Genomic DNA, 19,625 nt, shown 5'->3' with positions numbered 1-19,625 from the left:
GCAGGCGCGGAAACCGCTCCCGGGTGGTGCCGTCCGCGTGTGTCCCGTACCGAGGAGTCCCCATGACGAAGTTCCGCCGTGCGTCCCGCTCCGCCCGGGTCCTCGTGCCCGGTGCGGTGGCCGTCGCCCTGCTCGCGGGCTGCGCGCAGGGGTCCGGCGCGGTGGAGAGCGCCTCGCCCGCCAGCGGTGCGTCCGGCGCCGTCACACCGGCGCCCTCCGCTGCCGCTCCCCTGCCCGACGCCCCGACCACGTCGCCCGCTCCGGGCACGCTGCTCGTGACGGACTTCGGCTCGGACACCGTCACGTTCGTCGACCCCGAGCGCGGGGCCACGGGCTCCGTGAAGGTCGGCACCGCTCCGTACGGTCTCGTCCTCGGCGGCGACGGGCGGGCCTGGGTGGCGACGGCCGAGGGCGTGGCGGTCGTGGACACGGCGACCAGGGAGCGGCTGGCTCTCGTCCCGTACCGGACGGACAGCGGCCCCGTGACCACGGGCGAGTACCGGGGCGGCGGCATGGGCATCGCGCTCTCGCCGGACGGGCGGCGGGTGTACGTCGGGGTGAACGTCCCCGGCGGGAACGGCACGCTGGAGGTCCTCGACACGGCGGCCCTGCGGTTCACGGACACGGTGCCGGTGGGGCGGCGCCCCTTCGACGTCGACGTGTCGCGGGACGGTGCGGAGGTGTACGTGACGAACCACGACTCGTTCGACGTCACGGTCGTCGCCGCGGGGTCTCTGAGCCCGCGGCGCGTGGAGGTCGCCCCGTACGGGACGGAGGGCGGGCTCGGTTCGTGGCTCAAGCCGCACTACGCGGCCGTGCGGCCCTCGGACGGCAAGCTGCTGCTGCCCTTCGAGGGTGAGCGGCTCGCGGTCGTCGATCCCCGGACGGGCCGGACGACGATCGAGCCGATGACGGCGAACACGCACCAGCACGGTGCCGCGGTGACCGCCGACGGGACGCTCCTGACGGTGGGCACGGGGCCGATCGACCCGGACGTGGACGAGGGGCCCTCGCTCACCGTGCGGACGCCCGGCGGCACCGAGCGGGTCTACCCGCTGGAGGGGCCCCACGAGAGTGTGGCCGTGTCCCGGGACGGGCACACGGCCTATGTGACCGGCGGATTCACCCGGGACGGGTACTGGGACGGGCTGACCGTCGTCGACCTCGATTCGGGTGACACGCGCCGGCTGCCCGCGGGTTCGCGGCCGCTGGGGATCGTCGTCCTCTGATCCGCCGGTCCACCGGGCGCCCGGCGGCCCTACCTCTGGGGCAGGACGGTGAGGACCCGCGCGATGAACGTCTTGAAGTCGGCCATGAAGTCGCCCAGGAACTGCTGGGTCGTCGGGTCGGTGACCTCACCGTCCTCGGTGAAGAGCCCGGGAATGAACTGGATGTACGCCTCCGGGGCGTTCATCTGCGGGGAGTTGCAGAAGCTGAGCACCGAGCGGAGGCTCTGCTGGGCCACGGCCGTGCCGATCTTGCCGGGCGAGGCACCGATCACCGCGGACGGCTTGTGGGTGAACGAGTTGGTGCCCCAGGGGCGGCTGGCCCAGTCGATGGCGTTCTTCAGGCCGCCGGGGATGGAGCGGTTGTACTCGGGGGTCACGAAGAGGACGGCGTCGACGGAGGCGATGGCCTCCTTGAGCGCCTTTCCCTCGCGGGGGTAGTCGGCGTCGAAGTCGTGGTTGTAGAGGGGGAGGTCCTTGATGGGGATCTCCCGGAACTCCAGACCCGGAGGCGCGACGCGGATGAGGGCCCTGGAGAGGATCCGGTTGATGGACTTCTCCGACAGGCTGCCGACGAAGTAGCCGACCTGGTACGTGCTCATGCGCGCTGTTCCGCCTTCCGTGAGGCCGTGAGGACTGGTCCCCGGGCAACGTAACCCCGCCGCCTCCCACCAGCGACCGGAGCCGTCCGGCCCGGGTCGGATGCCCACGATCGGCGTCGGGCTCGACCGGGCCGCAGCGGACCATGCCGAAGAGCGATCCTGCTGCAATGGCGATAAAAAGGGTGAACAACGGATAGTCAGCGAAAAATTGCCACATGGGCTTACTCAGTCAAACCTGAGGGCATTTTGCACGCTCATACGAAAGGGCGGACAGCGTGACTCGACCGAGGATTCTCGTGGTGGGCGCCGGATTCGCCGGAGTGGCCTGCGTGCGGCGGCTCGAACGGCGGCTGACGGACCGGGAGGCGCTGATCACGCTCCTCTCGCCGTTCTCGTACCAGCTGTATCTGCCGCTGCTCCCCCAGGTGGCTTCGGGGGTGCTCACCCCGCAGTCGGTCGCGCTGTCGCTGCGGCGCAGCGAGCGGCACCGGACACGGATCGTCCCGGGCGGGGCGGTCGGGGTGGACACGGCGGCGAAGGCCGTCGTGGTGCGGACGATCTCCGGCGAGTTCGTGACCGAGCCGTACGACCATCTCGTCCTCGCGCCCGGCAGCGTGACCCGCAGCTTCGACATCCCCGGTCTCGCCGAGCACGCCCGCGGCATGAAGACGCTCGCGGAGGCGGTGTACATCCGGGACCACGTCATCGCCCAGCTGGACCTCGCGGACGCGAGCAACGACGAGGCCGAGCGGGCCGCGCGACTGTGCTTCGTGGTGGTCGGCGGCGGTTACGCGGGGACGGAGACGGCTGCCTGTCTGCAGCTGCTCACCCACAACGCGGTCAAGCGGTATCCGCGGATCGATCCGCGGCTGATCAAGTGGCACCTGGTGGACATCGCGCCGAAGCTCATGCCCGAGCTGGGCGACAAGCTGGGCACCGCCGCGATGGACATCCTGACCGGCCGGGGCATCGAGGTGTCGCTCGGTGTGTCGGTGGCCTCGGTCGACGAGGAGGCGGTCACCCTCACGGACGGGCGCGTCCTGCCCAGCCGGACGCTGATCTGGACGGCCGGGGTGGCGGCGAGCCCGCTGATCGGGACGCTGGCCGCGGAGACCCTCCGCGGGCGGCTCGTGGTCGACCCCGACATGGCCGTACCGGGTCTCGACGGGGTGTGGGGGCTCGGCGACGCGGCGGCGGTGCCCGACCTCGCCAAGGGCGAGGAGGGGGCGATCTGCCCGCCGACGGCGCAGCACGCGATGCGGCAGGGCAAGGCGCTCGCCGACAACGTGGTGGCGACGCTGCGCGGCGGGAAGACCCGCCCGTACGTCCACAAGGACCTGGGCCTGGTGGTCGACCTCGGCGGGAGGGACGGGGTGTCGAAGCCGCTCGGGGTGGAGCTGCACGGGATGCCGGCGCAGGCCGTGGCCCGCGCCTACCACTGGTCCGCGCTGCGGACGAACGTGGCCAAGACCCGGGTCATGACGAACTGGCTGCTCAACGCAGCCGCCGGCGACGACTTCGTACGGACCGGCTTCCTCGCGTCGAAGGCGGGGACGCTGCGGGACTTCGAGTACACGGACGCCTATCTGACACCGGAGCAGGTACGGCTCCACACGGCCTCGTTCCGCGGCGGCGCGGTGGGGGCCGGCTGAGGGGCCGACTGAGGCGTGCGCCGGCCTGCGCCGGGAGGTTTCCCGGTGCCGGGTACGCCGTCACCCCGGGTCGCGCGCGGTCGCCTCAGCGCGCGAGCTCGGGGGCCGGGCCCATGACGACGACGGGTTCGCGGGCGGGGTCGAGGGCGACGAGGAGTTCGCGCAGCGTGCCGCGTTCCAGTGCGACGCAGGCCTGTGTGGGGCCGCCGTGGTCGACGTGGATCCAGACGCCGCCGCCCTTCGCGGCGCCGAGCGGCCGCTCCTTGTCGAGGGGCGTGCGGCCGGGCACGCGGTTGTAGTCGATGGCGATGACGTGGTCGAAGGAGCCTTCGAGGGACTCGCCCGAGAAGCCGGTGCCGCTGATGGCGAACTCCTCGTCCTGGTCGTACGGGAGGCGGGCGCCCGGGTCGGGGAGCCGGCCGCCCGCGTCGCCGAGGCGGAAGACGCCGATCGGGGTGCGCAGGTCCCCCGCGTCATGGTCGGCGGTCCAGCCGCGGAGCGCGTTGTGGGCGGCCCACGGTCCCGCGGCCTCGCTCCACCGGCCGGCCGCGTTCCGCTCGTACAGCACGGCCATGGCGGTGTTGCTGTCCGCCGTGGCTCCGCTGACGACGAAGGCCTGGGTGGTGCCGTCGGGGATACGGGCCTGGGTGGCAGGACCGATGCCGGGGATCCGGGGGGCGCGGTCGGGGCGGGCGTCACCGGCGGTGGGTGCCGGGGCGGCCGAGGCCGCCGGGGGCTTGGGCGTGGACGGCGCGGGGGCGGGCGGCGCGGCGGGCGCGCAGCCCGCGAACAGCAGGGCCGTGCACAGAGCGCCGGCGCTCAGCAGGGCGGGGGCGCCCTTGCGGACGGGCATGGGGGCATCCTCCTGGCCGGGGGCAGTGCAGCGATCCGTACCCGTTCGGCGGTCGGGGCTGCCGCCGAAACCACGCCCCCACCCGTATGGCGTACTACTGCCGCGGAGGAAAGAGATTGACCTGCCGTGCAGGGCGCGGTTTCCTGCCCGGATGAACGATCTTCGTATCGAACGGGCGTGGAGCGAGGAGCAGCTCGCGGACTGGCGGGCCGTCCACAACACGATCATCCCCACGGCCGTCCTCTCCCCCGACGAGGTCAGGGAGCGGGCGGGCCGCAACGTGCTGGACGTCGCGTACCTCGGGGACGTCGCGGTGGGCTGTTCGACGGTACGTCCGCCGGACGAGGAGACGGCGGCGGCGACCGTCATCGCCCGGACCCTGCCCGGTTTCCGCGGGCGGGGGTTCGGGACGGCGCTGTACGAGCGGGGGCTCGCGCACGCGCGGACACTGAGCGACGAGGGGGTCGAGACGGTGGTCCTCGCCTCGAACGGGGAGGGGCTGCGGTTCGCGCTGGCGCGCGGCTTCCTGGAGGTGGAGCGGTACGTCCTGCCGGGCGACACGGTGCCGTTCGTGACGCTCCGTCTGACCTGAGGAACGGCCCGCGAAACGGCCTGAGGAATCGCCACCTGACGATTCGTCAGATCGCTCTGTCGCGGGTATGGGAACCTTCGCGGCCCGACGCTACCCTCCGCGCATGATTCGGACAGTGGTGTGGGGTACCGGAAATGTCGGGCGCGCGGCCATCCGTGCCGTGGACGCCCACCCGGGTCTCGAACTCGCGGCGGTCCTCGTGTCCGACCCGGCGAAGGTCGGCCGCGACGCGGGCCGGCTCGCGGGGCTCGGATGCGACCTCGGGGTGGTGGCCGACGACGACGTCGGCGCGGTGCTCGGCGGGCGACCGGGGGCGGTGGTCTACGCGGCCTCCGGCGACACCCGGCCCGACGGGGCGCTCGCCGACGTGGCGCGGGCGGTGGCGGCGGGCGCGGTGGTGGTCACACCCGCGCTGTACCCGTTGTACGACCAGCGCAACGCGCCGCCCGAGTTCCGGGATCCGGTGCTCGCGGCGGTCGCCGAGGGCGGTGGTTCGCTCTTCGTGTCGGGTGTGGACCCGGGCTGGGGCAACGACGTGCTGCCGCTGCTCGCGAGCGGGCTCGCGGCGACGGTGGACGTGATCCGCTGTCAGGAGATCTTCGACTACTCGACGTACGAGCAGGAGGAGTCGGTCCGGGAGCTGGTGGGTATGGGCCGGCCGATGGAGTACGAGCCGCCGATGCTGTGGCCCTCGGTGCCGACCATGATCTGGGGTGGGCAGGTGCGCCTGATGGCCCGCGCGCTGGGCGCCGAGCTCGACGAGATCCGCGAGACGATGGAGCGCCGTCCGCTGGAGACCACCGTGAAGACGCGGACGATGGGCGTCTTCGAGGCGGGGACGCAGGGCGCGATCCGCTTCGAGGTGCAGGGGATCGTCGACGGTGAGCCCCGGATCGTCATCGAGCACGTCACCCGCATCCACCCGTCGTGCGCGCCGGACTGGCCGGTGCCGCCGGACGGGGCCGGGGCGCACCGGGTGATCGTCGAGGGGAGCCCGCGGATCGAGGTGACGGTGGCGGCGACCGACGAGGGAGAGAACCGCTCGGCGGGCGGCAACGCCACGGCGGTGGGCCGTCTCGTCGGGGCGATCGACTGGCTGGTGGCGGCAGAGCCGGGACTGTACGACGCGTTGGACGTACCGCTGAGGCCGGCGGTCGGGAAGCTCGGAAGGAGACCACGGTGATCATCGACATTCCCGAGGGCCAGGAGCCGATCGGGTACGTGTGGGGCGACATGGTTCCGGAGATCGGGACGGCGGCGGCGAACTTCTCGCTGTCGGTGTACGCCCATACGACCCTGGGGCTGCGCGAGTTCGAGGCGGCGCGGCTGCGGATCGCACAGATCAACGGCTGCGGGTTCTGCCTGGACTGGCGCACCGACCGGGACGGCGAGAAGGTCGAGGACGGATTCGACGACGTCGTCGCGGCCTGGCGCGAGACGGAGGTCTCGGATGCCTTCGACGAGCGGACGCGACTGGCGGCCGAGTACGCGGAGCGGTACGCGCTGGACCACCACGGCCTGGACGAGGAGTTCTGGGCGCGGATGACGGCGCGGTACAGCCAGGCGGAGATCGTGGAGCTGACGATGAGTCTGGGTTCGTGGCTGGCGTTCGGGCGGCTCAACCGGGTGCTCGGTCTCGACACGGTGTGCGTGCTGCCGACGCACTGAGCGCACGGGGAAGGGCCGGCCGGGGTCTCCGGCCGGCCCTTCCCCGTACTCCCGTCAGAAGTCCTCGGCGACGATCCGTTCGATGTTGCGTTCGGCGAGGGCCGTGATGGTGACGAACGGGTTGACGCTCGCGTTGCCGGGGATCAGGGCGCCGTCGATGACGTACAGGCCCTGGTAGCCGTGGAGCCGGCCGTGGTTGTCGGTGGCCTTGCCCAGGACGGCGCCGCCGAGCGGGTGGTAGGTGAGGTGGTCGCCCCAGATCTTGTACACACCGAACAGGTCGGTGCGGTAGATCGTGCCCTCCTTGGCGTTGATCTTGTCGAAGATCGTCTTCGCCGCGTCGATGGAGGTCTGCTTCCAGGCCTGCTGCCAGGAGAGGTCGACCTTGCCGGTGGCCGGGTTCCAGGTGAACTCGGCGCGGTGGGGGGTCTTGGTGATGGAGAGGTAGAAGGAGGCGTAGGTCTCGATGCCGGTCGGCAGCGGGGCGACCTCGGCGAAGGCACCGCCCGCGTCCCAGTTGTCGATGCCCGCGGTGGGCATGGCCGACTGGAGCTTGCCGGTGGGGTCCCACATGTGGTTGGCGCGACCGCACATGACGTTGCCGTTGTCGCCCCAGCCCTTGCCGATCTGGTCATTGAGCGCGGGCAGGGCGCCGGTGGCCTTGAGCCGGGTGAGGAGCTTGCTCGTGCCGACGCTGCCGGCGGCGAAGAAGACCTTGTCGGCGGTGACGGTCTTGCTCGCGAGCGTGGCGCCGGTGGTGTCGATCTGGTCGATGGCGACGGTGTAGCCGCCGCCGGGCGCCGGGGTCACGGAGGTGACCTTGTGGAGGGCGGAGACGGTGACCCGGCCCGTGGCCGCGGCCTGGGAGAGGTAGGTCTTCTGGAGGGTCTTCTTGCCGTTGTTGTTGCCGTAGATGACCTCGCCGTCGAGGGCCGACCTCGGCACGGAGCCCGCGAGCTCCTGCTTCATGTACTCCCAGTCGTAGACGTTCGGCACGAAGACGAAGGGGAAGCCGGAGCGCTGGGCGTGCTTGCGGCCGACGCGGGCGTACTGGTAGCAGGAGGCGCTCTCCCACCAGGCCTGGTCCACGTTCGTGACGCCGAGTCCGGCGTTGGCGCGCGGGTAGTAGGTGGCGTACATCTCCTGCGCGTCGACGGTCGGGAGGATCGCGGCGAAGTTCTCCCGGCGCGGGGTGACGGCCATGCCGCCGTTGACGAGGGAGCCGCCGCCGACGCCGCGGCCCTGGTAGACGGTGATGCCGGCGAAGTCCTCGGCGTCGAGGATGCCGGTGTGGCAGGGGACGTCCTTGTCGAGCGGGAAGCCGAGGAAGTTGCTCAGGGGCTGCTTGGTGCGGCTGCGCAGCCAGAAGGAGCGGTAGTCGGGCTTCGTGGTGTTGGCGAAGATCTTTCCGTCGGGACCGGGGGTGTCCCAGGCCATCCCCATCTCGACCATGTGGACGTTCACGCCCGCACGGGCGAGGCGCAGGGCGGCGACGGAGCCGCCGTAGCCGGTGCCGACGACGAGGGCCGGGACGTGGGCGCCGGTGGGAATGGGGGTGTTGACGAGGCGGGTCTCCGCGTGGGCGGGGGCGGCGTGACCGACGAGGGCCGCGGCGCCGAGAAGGGAACCTGTTCCCGCGAGGAATCGACGGCGACTGACCCCGTCGATTCCCTTGGCGGACAGGGGATATCCACTCATGTGAAGTTCCTCACTCGGGAGCGAATGGGAACATGTTCTACTGGCGACCATCGGGGAAGTCACGAGAAACCGACGGGTAACTTACGTCCGGATCTTCCGAAACCTCCGGATCTTCCCTCCGAGCACTCCGGGGCCGGGTCAGAGCACGGCGGGGCCCGGGGCGCCCGTGAGCCGCTCGGGCGTGAGGAGTTCGGCGAGCCGGTGCGCGGGCAGCAGGCCCTTCTCCAGGGTGAGTTCGGCGACTCCCCGGCCGGTGGCGAGCGCCTCTTGGGCGATGGCCGTGGCGGCGGTGTAGCCGAGGTGCGGGTTGAGGGCGGTGGCGAGGCCGATGGAGTTCTCCACGGCGGCGCGGAGGGCCTCGGTGTTGGCCGTGATGCCGCTGACGCAGCGCTCGGCGAGGGTGAGGCAGGCGGCGCGGAGCGACAGGAGGCTCTTCGAGAGGGCGTGGAAGATGACGGGCTCGAAGGCGTTGAGCTGGAGCTGTCCGCCCTCGGCGGCCATGGTGATCGTGATGTCGTTGCCGATCACCTCGAAGGCGACCTGGTTGACGACCTCGGGGATCACCGGGTTGACCTTGCCGGGCATGATGCTCGAACCCGCCTGGACCGCGGGCAGGTTGATCTCGCCGAGGCCCGCGCGCGGCCCGGAGGAGAGCAGGCGCAGATCGTTGCAGGTCTTGGAGAGCTTGACCGCGATGCGCTTGAGGACTCCGGAGAGCTGGACGAAGGCGCCGCAGTCCTGGGTGGCCTCGATGAGGTTGACGGAGGTCACGAGGGGCAGGCCGGTCAGCTCGGCGAGGTTGCGGCGGGCGGTCTCCGCGTAGCCGGGTGCGGCGTTGAGGCCGGTGCCGATGGCGGTGGCGCCGAGGTTGATCTCGTGGATGAGCTCGACCGCCTCGGCGAGGCGCCCGCGGTCCTCCTCCAGCATCACGGCGTACGTGGAGAACTCCTGGCCCAGGGTCATGGGCACCGCGTCCTGGAGCTGGGTGCGGCCCATCTTGACGACCTCGCGGAACTCCAGGGCCTTGGCGGCGAAGGCGTCCTGGAGCACGGCCATCGCGAGCAGGAGCTCACGGGCCGCGCCGATCGCCGCGATGCGGATGGCGGTCGGGTAGACGTCGTTGGTGGACTGGCCGAGGTTGACGTCCTCGTTGGGGTGGAGCCGGGCGTAGTCGCCCTTGGCGTGGCCGAGGAGCTCCAGGGCGCGGTTGGCCACGACCTCGTTGGCGTTCATGTTGGTCGACGTACCGGCCCCGCCCTGGACGACGTCGACGACGAACTGGTCGTGGAGCCGTCCGGACCGGATCTCGCGGCAGGCGCCGGCGATGGCGTCGGCCTTGTCGGCGGAGAGCAGACCGAGCTCCTCGTTGGCGCGGGCCGCGGCCTCCTTGACGGCGGCGAGCGCGTCGATCAGCAGGGGGTAGACGGAGATCGGCGTGCCGGTGATGGCGAAGTTCTCGGTGGCGCGCAGGGTGTGCACGCCCCAGTAGGCGTCGGCCGGCACGTGCCGGTCGCCGAGCAGGTCGTGCTCGCTGCGGACGGGAGAGGAGTGCGGGGCGGGTGCGGGAACCATGGGAGCCGTCCTTGAGGGAAGGGGAAGCGGGGTACGGGGCGGGGGCCGCGGGCAGCGTGAGGGGCCCAGCGCGAGGGCGCAGCTGCGCCACGAACGGGGGCGAGCACGGCTCCGCCGCGGCCCGGCAGACAATCGCGGGGCCGTACGTCAGGAACGGAGAGAGGGCGCGCGGGCGGTCCGTAGGTCGACCGCGGAGGTTGGCGCCGGCTCGCGGGCGGAGGGTGGGGAACACTCCGCCCGCGGGCCGGGGTTTCGGGGCCCGGTCAACGGGCCGTGAGACGGCGTCGATCGACCGGTGGTCGGTCGACCGGTGGTCGGTCGACCGGCGTGTCGGCCGGGGGCGCCGTCCGGGTCAGGCGCGCGTGGCGACGGCCGAGGCCGACCGGGAGTGGCCGGTGGCGAGGGCCGGCTCCGCGCGGACCGGTCCCTCCAGGAGGCGGCGCAGGAGAGCCGTGCGGCGCGCCGGGTCCGTGGCGCCGTCGCCCTCCGCCAGGAGCGCGGCGAGGACGGCGATCCGCGCCTGGGCGGCCCGGAGCGTACCGGTGAGCAGCGCTCCGGCGGCGACGAGGTCGACCGCTCCGCCGCCGGTGTAGATCTCGGCGAGCGGGCCGGACGGGACGCGGGTGCTCACGGCGACGAGGACGCCCTGGGCGACAGCGTCCGCGACGGCATCGGCGATCTCGGGGGTGGCGTTGCCCGCGCCGGTCGCTTCGAGGACGAGTCCCCGGGCACCGGCGGCCACGGCCGCCCGGATGAAGAGCGGGTCGCCGTCGGCGTGGTGCGTGACGATGTCGACCCGCGGCAGCGGCGCCGCGCCGGTGGCGCCGGGGGTCGCGGTCAGGGCGGCGTCGGGGAACGGCAGCGGGGCGGGGCGCTCCGGGAGGCGCTCGACGTCGACGCGGGAGAAGCCGACGCGGCCGAGGCGCTCGGCGGAGGGGTCGGAGAAGGCGTCGGCGGCGAGGGTCTGGGTCTTGACGGTGCCGCGGGCCGCGTGGACGCGCCCGTCGAAGACGACGAGGACGCCCAGCTCGCGGACGGAGGCGGCGACCTGGAGGGCGTCGTACAGGTTCCCGGGGCCGTCGCCGTCACCCGTACCGAAGGGGCGCTGGGCGCCGGTGAGGACGACCGGGCGGGCGTCGGCGTGGTGGAGGTCCAGGAGGAAGGCCGTCTCCTCCAGGGTGTCGGTGCCGTGGGTGACCACGATGCCGTCGACGCCGGGGTCGGCGAAGGTCTCGTGGACGGTCCGCAGGAGGGCCAGCTGGTGGGCCGAGGTCATGCGCGAGCTGTTGACGTTGAACAGGTCGACGACCTCGACGGTGACACCCTCGGGGAGGGGGGCGGTGGCCAGGACGTCGTCGCCGGAGGCGTCGGCCGCGTAGCCCGTGCCCTGCCAGCGGCTGGCGATCGTGCCGCCGGTGCTGATGACGACGATCCGGCGCGGTCCTCCGTCGTTCGTCCGCTGCATGCCTGCCGTCCTTACTCCGTACCGGAACTCCACCGAAATCACCCTGCGCCGCAACGATAGGTCAGGAGGCACGCAAGGCGATTGCGAAATCCGCCGCCGGATCGTTTCAGCGTGGTAGATAATTGCGCCATGGACCGAATCGATCTCCACATCTTGCGCGAGCTCCAGAACGACGGCCGGCTGAGCAACCAGGAGCTGGCCCAGCGGGTCGGGCTCAGCCCCTCCCCCTGTCTGCGCCGGGTGCGTCAGCTGGAGCAGGACGGGGTGATCCAGGGCTACCGGGCGATCATCGACCCGGATGCGGTGGGGCGGGGCTTCGAGGTGCTCGTCTCGGTGGAGGTGCGGCGGGACCGCGAGACCGTGGAGGCCTTCGAGGAGGCGCTCCAGGACGTGCCGGACGTCATCGAGGCGTACCGGTTGTTCGGGAGCCCGGGCTGTCTGCTGCGGATCGCGGTGGCCGATCTCGCGGCGTACGAGCGGTTGTGGATCGAGCGGCTGACGACGCTGGCCGGGGTCACCGAGGTCAATTCGCAGATCATCATGAAGCGGATCAAGGAGCCGAAGGGGATGCCGGTGGACGTCCGCGGCGCCTGAGGCCGCCGCCGGCTGTGCGGTCTCTCCATATGCGAGAACGTCACGGAACAGCCTCCTCCCCGTTACATGACAGGTACCTGACGTGTGTCACCCTCCCGATGACACGAAGTCAACACGCGTAGACAGCGAGGACCTTGAGCCGGCCCCCGCCGTTCCGCGCGTACCGTCCCCGGGAAAGGGCCCCCCATGTCCGTTGTGCGGATCGGCAGATGGAAGGCGTGGGCAGCGGCCGTCGCCGCCACCCTCTTCAGCGTCACGCTCCCCGCGGTCACCGCGACTCCCGCCGGCGCCACGACCACCGCGTACGACACGACGTACTACAAGAACGCGGTCGGCAAGACCGGCACGAGCCTCAAGTCGTCGTTGCACACCATCATCAGCAGCCAGACGAAGATCTCGTACGACGCCGTCTGGAACGCACTGAAGGTCACCGACCAGGATCCCGCCAACACCAACAACGTGATCCTGCTCTACAGCGGCCTCTCGCGCAGCAAGTCGCTCAACGGCGGCGCCGTGGGCGACTGGAACCGCGAGCACGTGTGGGCGCAGTCCCACGGCAGCTTCGGCACCTCCGCCGGACCCGGCACGGACCTGCACCACCTGCGGGCGTGCGACGTCCAGGTCAACAGCACCCGCGGGAACAAGGACTGGGACACCGGCGGCAGCCCCGTCAGCGGCGCCTCCGGCAGCTACACGGACGCGAACTCCTTCGAGCCGCGCAACGCCGACAAGGGCGACGTCGCCCGGATGATCCTCTACATGGCCGTCCGCTACGAGGGCGACGACGCCTGGGCCGACCTGGAGCCCAACGAGTCGACGTCCAACGGCAGCGTCCCCTACCACGGCCGGCTCGCGATCCTGAAGCAGTGGAACGAGCAGGACCCGCCGAGCGCCTTCGAGGAGCGCCGCAACGAGCTCATCTACGGCACCTACCAGGGCAACCGCAATCCGTTCATCGACCACCCCGAGTGGGTCGAGGCGATCTGGTAGACGAGCACGACCGTACGAACAGAGCCGGGCCGGGGTCACCAACCCCGGCCCGGCTCCGTCGTGTTCCGAGGACGGCCGACCACTACGCCTGACCGCTCCCGCCGCCTTCAAACGCGAAATCGCAGATCTTCCCACGCTCTTCGCGCAACCGTTAGGGGCACCCCAGAGGCGTTACCCATCCGTTATAAACGGTGATTTCGCCCCTTTTTGACCCTGTTTGCCGTGGGCCGGAGCCCGCATTCCCGCCACGGCGGCCGTCGGCGCACCTATCACGTCCCCCACACCCCGAACAAGACCTCCGGACCAGGAAGTTCCGAGATCCACTGGGTAACTTCGGCGCCCATGACCACTGCCACCACGACACCCCCGACGATCGCGGACGGCGCCGAGCTCTGGCGGATCGCCCACGGCTCGGGGGAACTGGACCTCAACTCGCCGTACAGCTATCTGCTGTGGTGCCGCGACTTCGCCGACACGACCTCCGTCGCCCGTGACGCCTCCGGACGCCCGATCGGTTTCGTCACCGGCTACCTGCGGCCCGAGGCACCGGACACCCTCTTCGTCTGGCAGATCGCCGTCGAGGGTTCGCACCGCGGAGGCGGGGTAGCCGGAACACTGCTCGACTCCCTGTCCGCACGGGTGGCGACCGAGCACGGCATCGACCGGGTCGAGGCGACCGTCACCCCGGGGAACGTGGCCTCCGACCGGCTGTTCCGGTCCTACGCGCGCCGACACGGCGCGGACGTGACACGGGAGGTCCTCTTCCCGTCGGCCGCCTTCCCGGCGACGGGACACGACTCCGAGGTGCTGTACCGCATCGGCCCGATCGGCCCGGCGGCGTCCTGAGCCGTCGTCCACACGACGACGCGCCCCGCCGGGCGCCGAGACCGCCACGCCCCGAACCACATTCTGGAGAAGAGACTTCGTGACCCTGACCGACATCGCCACGACCGACGTCGCCGCCGCCCCCTCCGTCTTCGAGACCCTCGAATCGGAGGTCCGCAGCTACTGCCGCGCCTGGCCCGTCGTCTTCGAACGCGCCACCGGGAGCCGGCTGTACGACGAGCAGGGGCGCCCGTATCTCGACTTCTTCGCCGGTGCCGGCTCCCTGAACTACGGCCACAACAATCCCGCACTCAAGCGTGCCCTCCTCGACTACCTCGCCGACGACGGCATCACCCACGGCCTCGACATGTCGACGACCGCCAAACGCGACTTCCTGGAGACCTTCCACGCGACGGTCCTGGAGCCCCGCGCCCTGCCCTACAAGGTGATGTTCCCCGGCCCCACGGGCACCAACGCCGTGGAGGCCGCCCTGAAGCTCGCCCGGAAGGTCACCGGGCGGCAGACGGTCGTCTCCTTCACCAACGCCTTCCACGGGATGTCGCTCGGCTCGCTCGCCGTCACCGGCAACGCCGTCAAGCGCGCCGGTGCCGGCGTCCCGCTGAACCACGCCATCCGCATGCCGTTCGACGACTACCTCGACGGGCACCTCCCCGACTTCCTCTGGTTCGAGCGGCTCCTGGAAGACGCCGGCTCCGGTCTCGACCACCCGGCGGCCGTGATCGTCGAGACGGTCCAGGGAGAAGGCGGCATCAACGTCGCCCGCGCCGAGTGGCTGCGCGCCCTCGCGGACCTCTGCCGCCGGCACGACATGCTCCTCATCGCGGACGACATCCAGATGGGCTGCGGACGCACCGGCGACTTCTTCTCCTTCGAGGAGGCGGGCATCACGCCCGACATCGTCACCCTGTCCAAGTCCATCAGCGGCTACGGCCTGCCCATGGCCCTCTGCCTCTTCCGGCCCGAGCTCGACGTGTGGCAGCCCGGCGAGCACAACGGCACCTTCCGCGGCAACAACCCCGCCTTCGTCACCGCCACGGCGGCCCTCGACGCCTACTGGCGCGACGGCGCCCTGCGCGAGCGCACCCTGAGCCGGGCGGACCGGGTCGAGCGCGCCCTGCTCGACCTGTGCGCCGACGACGGGCGCACCGGCCTCGGGGTCCGCGGCCGCGGACTGGTCTGGGGCCTGGAGTTCGCCGACGGGGAGCGCGCCGACGAGGTGTGCCGTCGTGCCTTCGAGACCGGTCTGCTCGTGGAGACCTCCGGGCCGCGCGGCGAGGTGGTCAAGCTGCTGCCGCCGCTGACCGCGACGGACGACGAACTCGACGAAGGCCTCGGCATCCTGGCCCGCTCCGTCCGCCACACCGCCTGATCCCCCTCCCGACCCGATGACCGGAAAGGCAACACCCCATGATCGTCCGTTCCTTCGACGAGCTGGAGAACACCGAGCGGCACGTGAGGGCCGCCTCGGGCACCTGGGAGAGCAAGCGCATCGTCCTGGCCCGTGAGCGGGTGGGCTTCTCCCTCCACGAGACGGTGCTGTACGCCGGCACCGAGACCGCCATGTGGTACGCGAACCACGTCGAGGCCGTGGTCTGCACGGCCGGCGAGGCCGAACTCACCGACCACGAGACGGGCCGCACGTACACGATCGTGCCCGGAACGATGTACCTGCTCGACGGCCACGAGCGCCACACCCTCAAGGTCAAGGCGGACTTCCGCTGCCTGTGCGTCTTCAACCCGCCCGTCACGGGCCGCGAGGACCACGACGAGAACGGCGTCTACCCGCTGCTGACCGAACCCGAGCCCGCGTCCGACGACGTCTGAGCACGGCACGGCACCGACACCCCTACGCGAAAGGAAGCACGCTCCCCCATGCCCTCCGCACCCACCCGCCCCGTCGACCTGTACCCCACCCGCGGCCCCAAGGAGGAACTCATCGGCCGCAAGGACCCCGTCGTATGGTCCGAGCCCGGCACCGCGGGCCCCTTCTGGGCCCGTGAACTGGAGGAGTACGACCGCGACGGCTTCGTCACGGTGGACGAGATCGTCACCCCGGACGAGGTCGACGAGCTCCGGGCGGAGCTGGCGCGGCTCGTCTCCGACCCCGCCGTGCGGGCGGACGAACGCAGCATCGTCGAGCCCCGCTCCCAGGAGATCCGGTCCGTCTTCGAGGTGCACCGGATGAGCGAGGTCTTCGGCCGGCTGGCCGAGGATCCGCGGGTCGTCGGGCGCGCCCGCCAGATCCTCGGCTCCGACGTGTACATCCACCAGTCCCGGGTCAACGTCAAGCCCGGCTTCGGCGCCAGCGGCTTCTACTGGCACTCCGACTTCGAGACCTGGCACGCGGAGGACGGTCTGCCGAGGATGCGGACCGTCTCGGTCTCGATCGCGCTCACCCCGAACCACACCACCAACGGCAGTCTGATGATCATGCCGGGTTCGCACCGCACCTTCCTGGGCTGCGCGGGTGCCACGCCGCAGGACAACTACAAGAAGTCGCTCCAGATGCAGGACGCCGGTACGCCGTCCCACGAGGCGCTGACCACCTTCGCCGACGCCTGCGGCATCCGCCACTTCACGGGTCCGGCGGGCTCGGCGACCTGGTTCGACTGCAACGCCCTGCACGGGTCGGGCGACAACATCACCCCGTACCCCCGGAGCAATGTGTTCCTCGTCTTCAACAGCGTCGAGAACCAGCCGGAGGCGCCCTTCGCCGCCCCGGTCCGGCGGCCCTCCTTCATCGCGGCGCGCACCGGGGACCGCTCATGACCGGTCCCGCGCCACTCGACCGCCCTCGCCTGCTCGACCGCCGCCGCTTCCTCGGCAGAACGGCGCTCCTCGGCGGACTCGCCCTGACGCCCGGGCTGCTCGCGGCCTGCACCCGCACCCAGGTCGGGACGGGGGCGCCCGAGGACGACGGCGCGCTCCTGGCGCGCCTGCGGAAGCAGGGCTTCGTACGGGTCGGCTTCGCCGGTGAGGCGCCGTACGGCTTCCAGGACGGCTCCGAGCTCGCGGGCGAGGCGCCGACGCTGCACCGCGAGATCTTCACGGCCCTCGGCGTGCGCGAACTGCGCCCGACGCTCACCGAGTTCGGGGCGCTGATACCCGGGCTCCTCGCCGACCGGTTCGACGTGGTGAGCGCGGGCATGTCGATCACGCCCGAGCGCTGCGCCAAGGTGATCTTCTCCGAGCCCGAGTTCGTCTCCCCCACCGCCCTGATGGTCCGCAAGGGCAACCCGAAGGGCGTGACGGACCTGAAGTCCTGCGCGGCGAAGGGCGCCACGGTCGGTGTGCTGTCCGCCGCGGTGGAGGCGTCCTACACCACGGCGGCGGGCGTCCCCGAGGACGCGGTGAAGACGCTGGCCAAGCAGCAGGACGGTCTCGACGCCCTCCTGGCCGGCCGGATCGACGCCTTCGCGCTGACCGCCATCTCCCTGCGCTGGCTGGCGCGGACGAACCAGGGTGCCGCGGTGGAGGTGGCCGAGCCGTTCGTCCCGGTGGTCGACGGCGTACGGCAGCTCGGGGCGGGCGGAGCCGTGTTCCGGCCGGGCGCGAAGGGCCTTCGGGACGCCTTCGACGTCGAGCTCCGGAAGATCACCGGTCGTCCGGACCGGTTCGTGGAGCTGATCGGGCGCTACGGATTCACCGAGCGCGAGGTACCGCCCCGTTCCCTGCGGACCGCCGACCTGTGCGTTGGCTGAGGGGGGCCGGCGTGGCTGACGTCCTGTCCGTCGGGGCCGGCTCGCAGTCCGTCGGGTCTGGTGTGCCTGTCGCGGCCGACTTCCTGCCCGAGTTCCGGCGCGCGCTGCCCCGGCTCGCCGACGGGCTGATCGTCACGGTGGAGGCCACGGTGCTCGGCGCGGCGCTCGCCCTGGTCCTGGCCTACACGCTTGGGCTGCTGTCCCGGTCGGCGCGGCTGCCGGTGCGCGGAGCGACGCGCCTCGTCGTGGAGTTCTTCCGGGGCACCTCGCTGTACGTGCAGCTCTTCTGGCTGTTCTTCGCGCTGCCGATGCTCGGATTCCGGCTGGAGCCGCTGGCCTGCGGCGTGCTCGCGCTGGGGCTCAACTTCGGGGCGTACGGCTCCGAGGTGGTGCGGGGCGCCGTGGCCGCGGTGCCCCGCGCCCAGACCGAGGCGGCGATCGCGCTGTCCATGGGGCCCGCGCTGCGCCTGCGGCGGGTCGTGCTGCCGCAGGCGCACGCCCTGATGGTCGCGCCGTTCAAGAACCTGCTCGTCCAGCTGCTGAAGGCGACGCCGTTGCTGTCCCTGGTCACGGTCCCGGATCTCACCTTCCAGCTCGACCAGTTGCGCTCGGCGACGGGCTCGACGGCCGCCTCGTACCTGCTGCTCCTGGGGCTCTACTTCGGCATGGCCGTCGTACTGAGCCTCCTCATGAACGCCCTGGAGCGGGCCGCGAAGGCCCGCGCCGGGCAGGAAGGAGGCGTGTGATGTGGGACGGGGAGGCGGCCCGGGCCGCTCTGCCGACCGTTCTCGAAGGGTTCGGCATCACCCTGGTCGCGACCGTACTGGCGTTCGCGGTCGCCGCGGTCCTGGGTCTGGCGCTCGCCCTGGCGCGGCGCGCGGGTCCGCCGTGGCTGGCCCTGGCCGTGCGCGGGGCGGCCGGCTTCATCCGGTCGACTCCGCTCCTGGTGCAGTTGTTCGCGGCCTGGGTGCTGATGCCGGGGCTCGACGCGCCGACGATCGGCGTCCTGGTCCTCGGTGTGCACTACGCCACGTACCTCTCCGAGGTGTACAGGACGGGCATCGACGCCGTACCGAAGGGGCAGTGGGAGGCCTGTACGGCCCTGTCGCTGCCGCGCCGGCGGGTGTGGCGGGCCGTGGTGCTGCCACAGGCCGTCCGCAACGTGCTACCGCCGCTGGGCAACTACGCGGTCTCCCTGTTCAAGGAGACTCCGCTGCTTTCGGTGATCACGGTGCACGAGATGGTCCACGAGGCGAACGCGTTCGGCAGCACCCACTTCGCCTATCTGGAGAGCTTCACCCTGGCCGCCGTGGTGTTCCTGCTCGCGAGCTGGCCGACGTCCGTACTGATACGACGAATGGAGGCACGCCTTGCCCACTGAGCACCCGGCGGTCCGCTTCGAGCGGGTCACGAAGCGGTACGGCGACCACACCGTGCTCGACGGCCTCGACCTGGAGGTCGCCCGCGGGGAGCGGGTGACACTGATCGGCCCGAGCGGCTCCGGGAAGACCACGATCCTCCGGCTGCTCATGACGCTGGAACGGGTGACGGACGGGGTCATCCACGTGGACGGGGCGCCCTTCTCCCACATGCCGGGCGGATCCGCCGGGAAGCTGGTGCCCGCGAGCGAACGTCATCTCGCCGCACGACGGCGGCGGATCGGCATGGTCTTCCAGCAGTTCAACCTCTTCCCGCACATGAGCGTCCTCGAGAACGTCGTCGAGGCCCCCGTGCACGTGCTCGGCGAGGACCGGGAGGAGGCCGGCCGCAGGGCCCGCGAGCTGCTCGACCTGGTGGGGCTCGCCGACAAGGTCGACGCGCGGCCGACCCGGCTCTCCGGAGGCCAGCAGCAGCGGGTGGCCATCGCCCGCGCGCTCGCGATGCGCCCCGAGATCCTGCTCCTGGACGAGGTGACGTCCGCGCTGGACCCGGAGCTGGTGGCGGAGGTGCTCGACGTGCTGCGGGACGTCGCCCACCGCACCGACATCACCCTGCTGTGCGTGACGCACGAGATGGGATTCGCCCGGGACGTCTCGGACCGGATCCTGATGTTCGACCGCGGCCGGATCATCGAGTCGGGCCCCGCCGACGAACTCCTGGACGCCCCCGCCGAGGAACGCACCCGCGCGTTCCTCGGCTCCGTCCGCTGAGGGGATGCGCGGCCCC

20 protein-coding genes are annotated in these 19,625 nt (G+C 71.6%); 15 read left to right on the top strand and 5 right to left on the bottom strand.

What is annotated here, in order from left to right; genetic code table 11:
- Positions 1-62: 62 nt before the first annotated feature.
- Positions 63-1,229: a YncE family protein gene (locus tag ACIBG6_RS04265; protein ID WP_399220948.1), complete on the top strand. Its 1,167-nt coding sequence runs from the start codon at positions 63-65 to the stop codon at positions 1,227-1,229.
- A gap of 29 nt (positions 1,230-1,258) precedes the next feature.
- Here the strand turns inward: ACIBG6_RS04265 and ACIBG6_RS04260 are convergent, their stop codons facing one another.
- Positions 1,259-1,828, bottom strand: coding sequence for an NADPH-dependent FMN reductase (locus tag ACIBG6_RS04260; RefSeq protein ID WP_399220947.1), 570 nt, complete (start codon positions 1,826-1,828; stop codon positions 1,259-1,261).
- A 275-nt stretch (positions 1,829-2,103) separates the two neighbouring features.
- Here ACIBG6_RS04260 and ACIBG6_RS04255 point away from each other — a divergent pair, with 275 nt between their 5' ends.
- Entirely contained in the window at positions 2,104-3,480 is a 1,377-nt protein-coding gene (locus tag ACIBG6_RS04255) for an NAD(P)/FAD-dependent oxidoreductase (protein ID WP_399220945.1), read from the top strand.
- An 85-nt stretch (positions 3,481-3,565) separates the two neighbouring features.
- Here the strand turns inward: ACIBG6_RS04255 and ACIBG6_RS04250 are convergent, their stop codons facing one another.
- Complete coding sequence (locus tag ACIBG6_RS04250; RefSeq protein ID WP_399220944.1) at positions 3,566-4,333, bottom strand: hypothetical protein; 768 nt, start codon at positions 4,331-4,333, stop codon at positions 3,566-3,568.
- Between the two features lie 151 nt (positions 4,334-4,484).
- On the opposite strand from ACIBG6_RS04250, the gene ACIBG6_RS04245 reads away from it, so the two are divergent.
- The 3 genes from ACIBG6_RS04245 to ACIBG6_RS04235 all read left to right on the top strand — a co-directional run bounded on the left by ACIBG6_RS04245 (position 4,485) and on the right by ACIBG6_RS04235 (position 6,593).
- Entirely contained in the window at positions 4,485-4,925 is a 441-nt protein-coding gene (locus tag ACIBG6_RS04245; RefSeq protein ID WP_399220943.1) for a GNAT family N-acetyltransferase, read from the top strand.
- Between the two features lie 103 nt (positions 4,926-5,028).
- Complete coding sequence (locus ACIBG6_RS04240) at positions 5,029-6,108, top strand: dihydrodipicolinate reductase (RefSeq protein WP_399220942.1); 1,080 nt, start codon at positions 5,029-5,031, stop codon at positions 6,106-6,108.
- Positions 6,105-6,593 carry a carboxymuconolactone decarboxylase family protein gene (locus tag ACIBG6_RS04235; protein ID WP_399220941.1) on the top strand — a complete coding sequence of 163 codons (489 nt, stop codon included), beginning with the start codon at positions 6,105-6,107 and terminating at the stop codon, positions 6,591-6,593. Before ACIBG6_RS04240 ends, ACIBG6_RS04235 begins: the two co-directional genes overlap by 4 nt.
- A gap of 54 nt (positions 6,594-6,647) precedes the next feature.
- Here ACIBG6_RS04235 and ACIBG6_RS04230 read toward each other — a convergent pair whose 3' ends face one another.
- From ACIBG6_RS04230 to ACIBG6_RS04220, 3 genes are all read right to left on the bottom strand, one after another.
- Positions 6,648-8,291, bottom strand: coding sequence for a GMC oxidoreductase (locus tag ACIBG6_RS04230; protein ID WP_399220940.1), 1,644 nt, complete (start codon positions 8,289-8,291; stop codon positions 6,648-6,650).
- A 138-nt stretch (positions 8,292-8,429) separates the two neighbouring features.
- A complete protein-coding gene (locus tag ACIBG6_RS04225) occupies positions 8,430-9,863 on the bottom strand; it encodes an aspartate ammonia-lyase (protein WP_399220939.1) in 1,434 nt (477 codons plus the stop codon).
- A gap of 352 nt (positions 9,864-10,215) precedes the next feature.
- Complete coding sequence (locus ACIBG6_RS04220; protein WP_399220938.1) at positions 10,216-11,328, bottom strand: asparaginase; 1,113 nt, start codon at positions 11,326-11,328, stop codon at positions 10,216-10,218.
- Between the two features lie 129 nt (positions 11,329-11,457).
- Here ACIBG6_RS04220 and ACIBG6_RS04215 point away from each other — a divergent pair, with 129 nt between their 5' ends.
- From ACIBG6_RS04215 to ehuA, 10 genes are all read left to right on the top strand, one after another.
- A complete protein-coding gene (locus ACIBG6_RS04215; RefSeq protein WP_399220937.1) occupies positions 11,458-11,922 on the top strand; it encodes an Lrp/AsnC family transcriptional regulator in 465 nt (154 codons plus the stop codon).
- Between the two features lie 186 nt (positions 11,923-12,108).
- Positions 12,109-12,912 (top strand): endonuclease I family protein, encoded by an 804-nt coding sequence (locus ACIBG6_RS04210; protein ID WP_399220935.1) that lies wholly within the window; start codon positions 12,109-12,111, stop codon positions 12,910-12,912.
- A gap of 342 nt (positions 12,913-13,254) precedes the next feature.
- The gene (gene ectA, locus ACIBG6_RS04205) at positions 13,255-13,758 is read left to right on the top strand and encodes a diaminobutyrate acetyltransferase (protein ID WP_399220934.1); all 504 of its coding nucleotides are present in this window, start codon (positions 13,255-13,257) and stop codon (positions 13,756-13,758) included.
- Between the two features lie 79 nt (positions 13,759-13,837).
- On the top strand, positions 13,838-15,127 hold the full coding sequence (gene ectB, locus ACIBG6_RS04200) for a diaminobutyrate--2-oxoglutarate transaminase (protein WP_399220933.1): 1,290 nt from the start codon (positions 13,838-13,840) through the stop codon (positions 15,125-15,127).
- A 38-nt stretch (positions 15,128-15,165) separates the two neighbouring features.
- Positions 15,166-15,582 (top strand): ectoine synthase, encoded by a 417-nt coding sequence (locus ACIBG6_RS04195; RefSeq protein WP_376404073.1) that lies wholly within the window; start codon positions 15,166-15,168, stop codon positions 15,580-15,582.
- A 48-nt stretch (positions 15,583-15,630) separates the two neighbouring features.
- Complete coding sequence (gene thpD / locus ACIBG6_RS04190; protein WP_399220931.1) at positions 15,631-16,527, top strand: ectoine hydroxylase; 897 nt, start codon at positions 15,631-15,633, stop codon at positions 16,525-16,527.
- Entirely contained in the window at positions 16,524-17,459 is a 936-nt protein-coding gene (gene ehuB / locus ACIBG6_RS04185; RefSeq protein WP_399220930.1) for an ectoine/hydroxyectoine ABC transporter substrate-binding protein EhuB, read from the top strand. The genes thpD and ehuB overlap by 4 nt, the downstream gene beginning before the upstream one ends.
- A gap of 11 nt (positions 17,460-17,470) precedes the next feature.
- Positions 17,471-18,205: an ectoine/hydroxyectoine ABC transporter permease subunit EhuC gene (ehuC, locus tag ACIBG6_RS04180; protein WP_399220929.1), complete on the top strand. Its 735-nt coding sequence runs from the start codon at positions 17,471-17,473 to the stop codon at positions 18,203-18,205.
- The gene (ehuD, locus tag ACIBG6_RS04175; RefSeq protein WP_399220928.1) at positions 18,205-18,840 is read left to right on the top strand and encodes an ectoine/hydroxyectoine ABC transporter permease subunit EhuD; all 636 of its coding nucleotides are present in this window, start codon (positions 18,205-18,207) and stop codon (positions 18,838-18,840) included. The genes ehuC and ehuD overlap by 1 nt, the downstream gene beginning before the upstream one ends.
- On the top strand, positions 18,830-19,609 hold the full coding sequence (ehuA, locus tag ACIBG6_RS04170) for an ectoine/hydroxyectoine ABC transporter ATP-binding protein EhuA (protein WP_399220927.1): 780 nt from the start codon (positions 18,830-18,832) through the stop codon (positions 19,607-19,609). Before ehuD ends, ehuA begins: the two co-directional genes overlap by 11 nt.
- Positions 19,610-19,625: the final 16 nt, after the last annotated feature.

It is taken from the genome of Streptomyces sp. NPDC050842, assembly GCF_044456565.1.
Classification (GTDB): domain Bacteria; phylum Actinomycetota; class Actinomycetes; order Streptomycetales; family Streptomycetaceae; genus Streptomyces.
The sequence above is the reverse complement of the archived record's forward strand: the minus strand, read 5'-3'. Positions and strand labels throughout refer to the sequence as shown.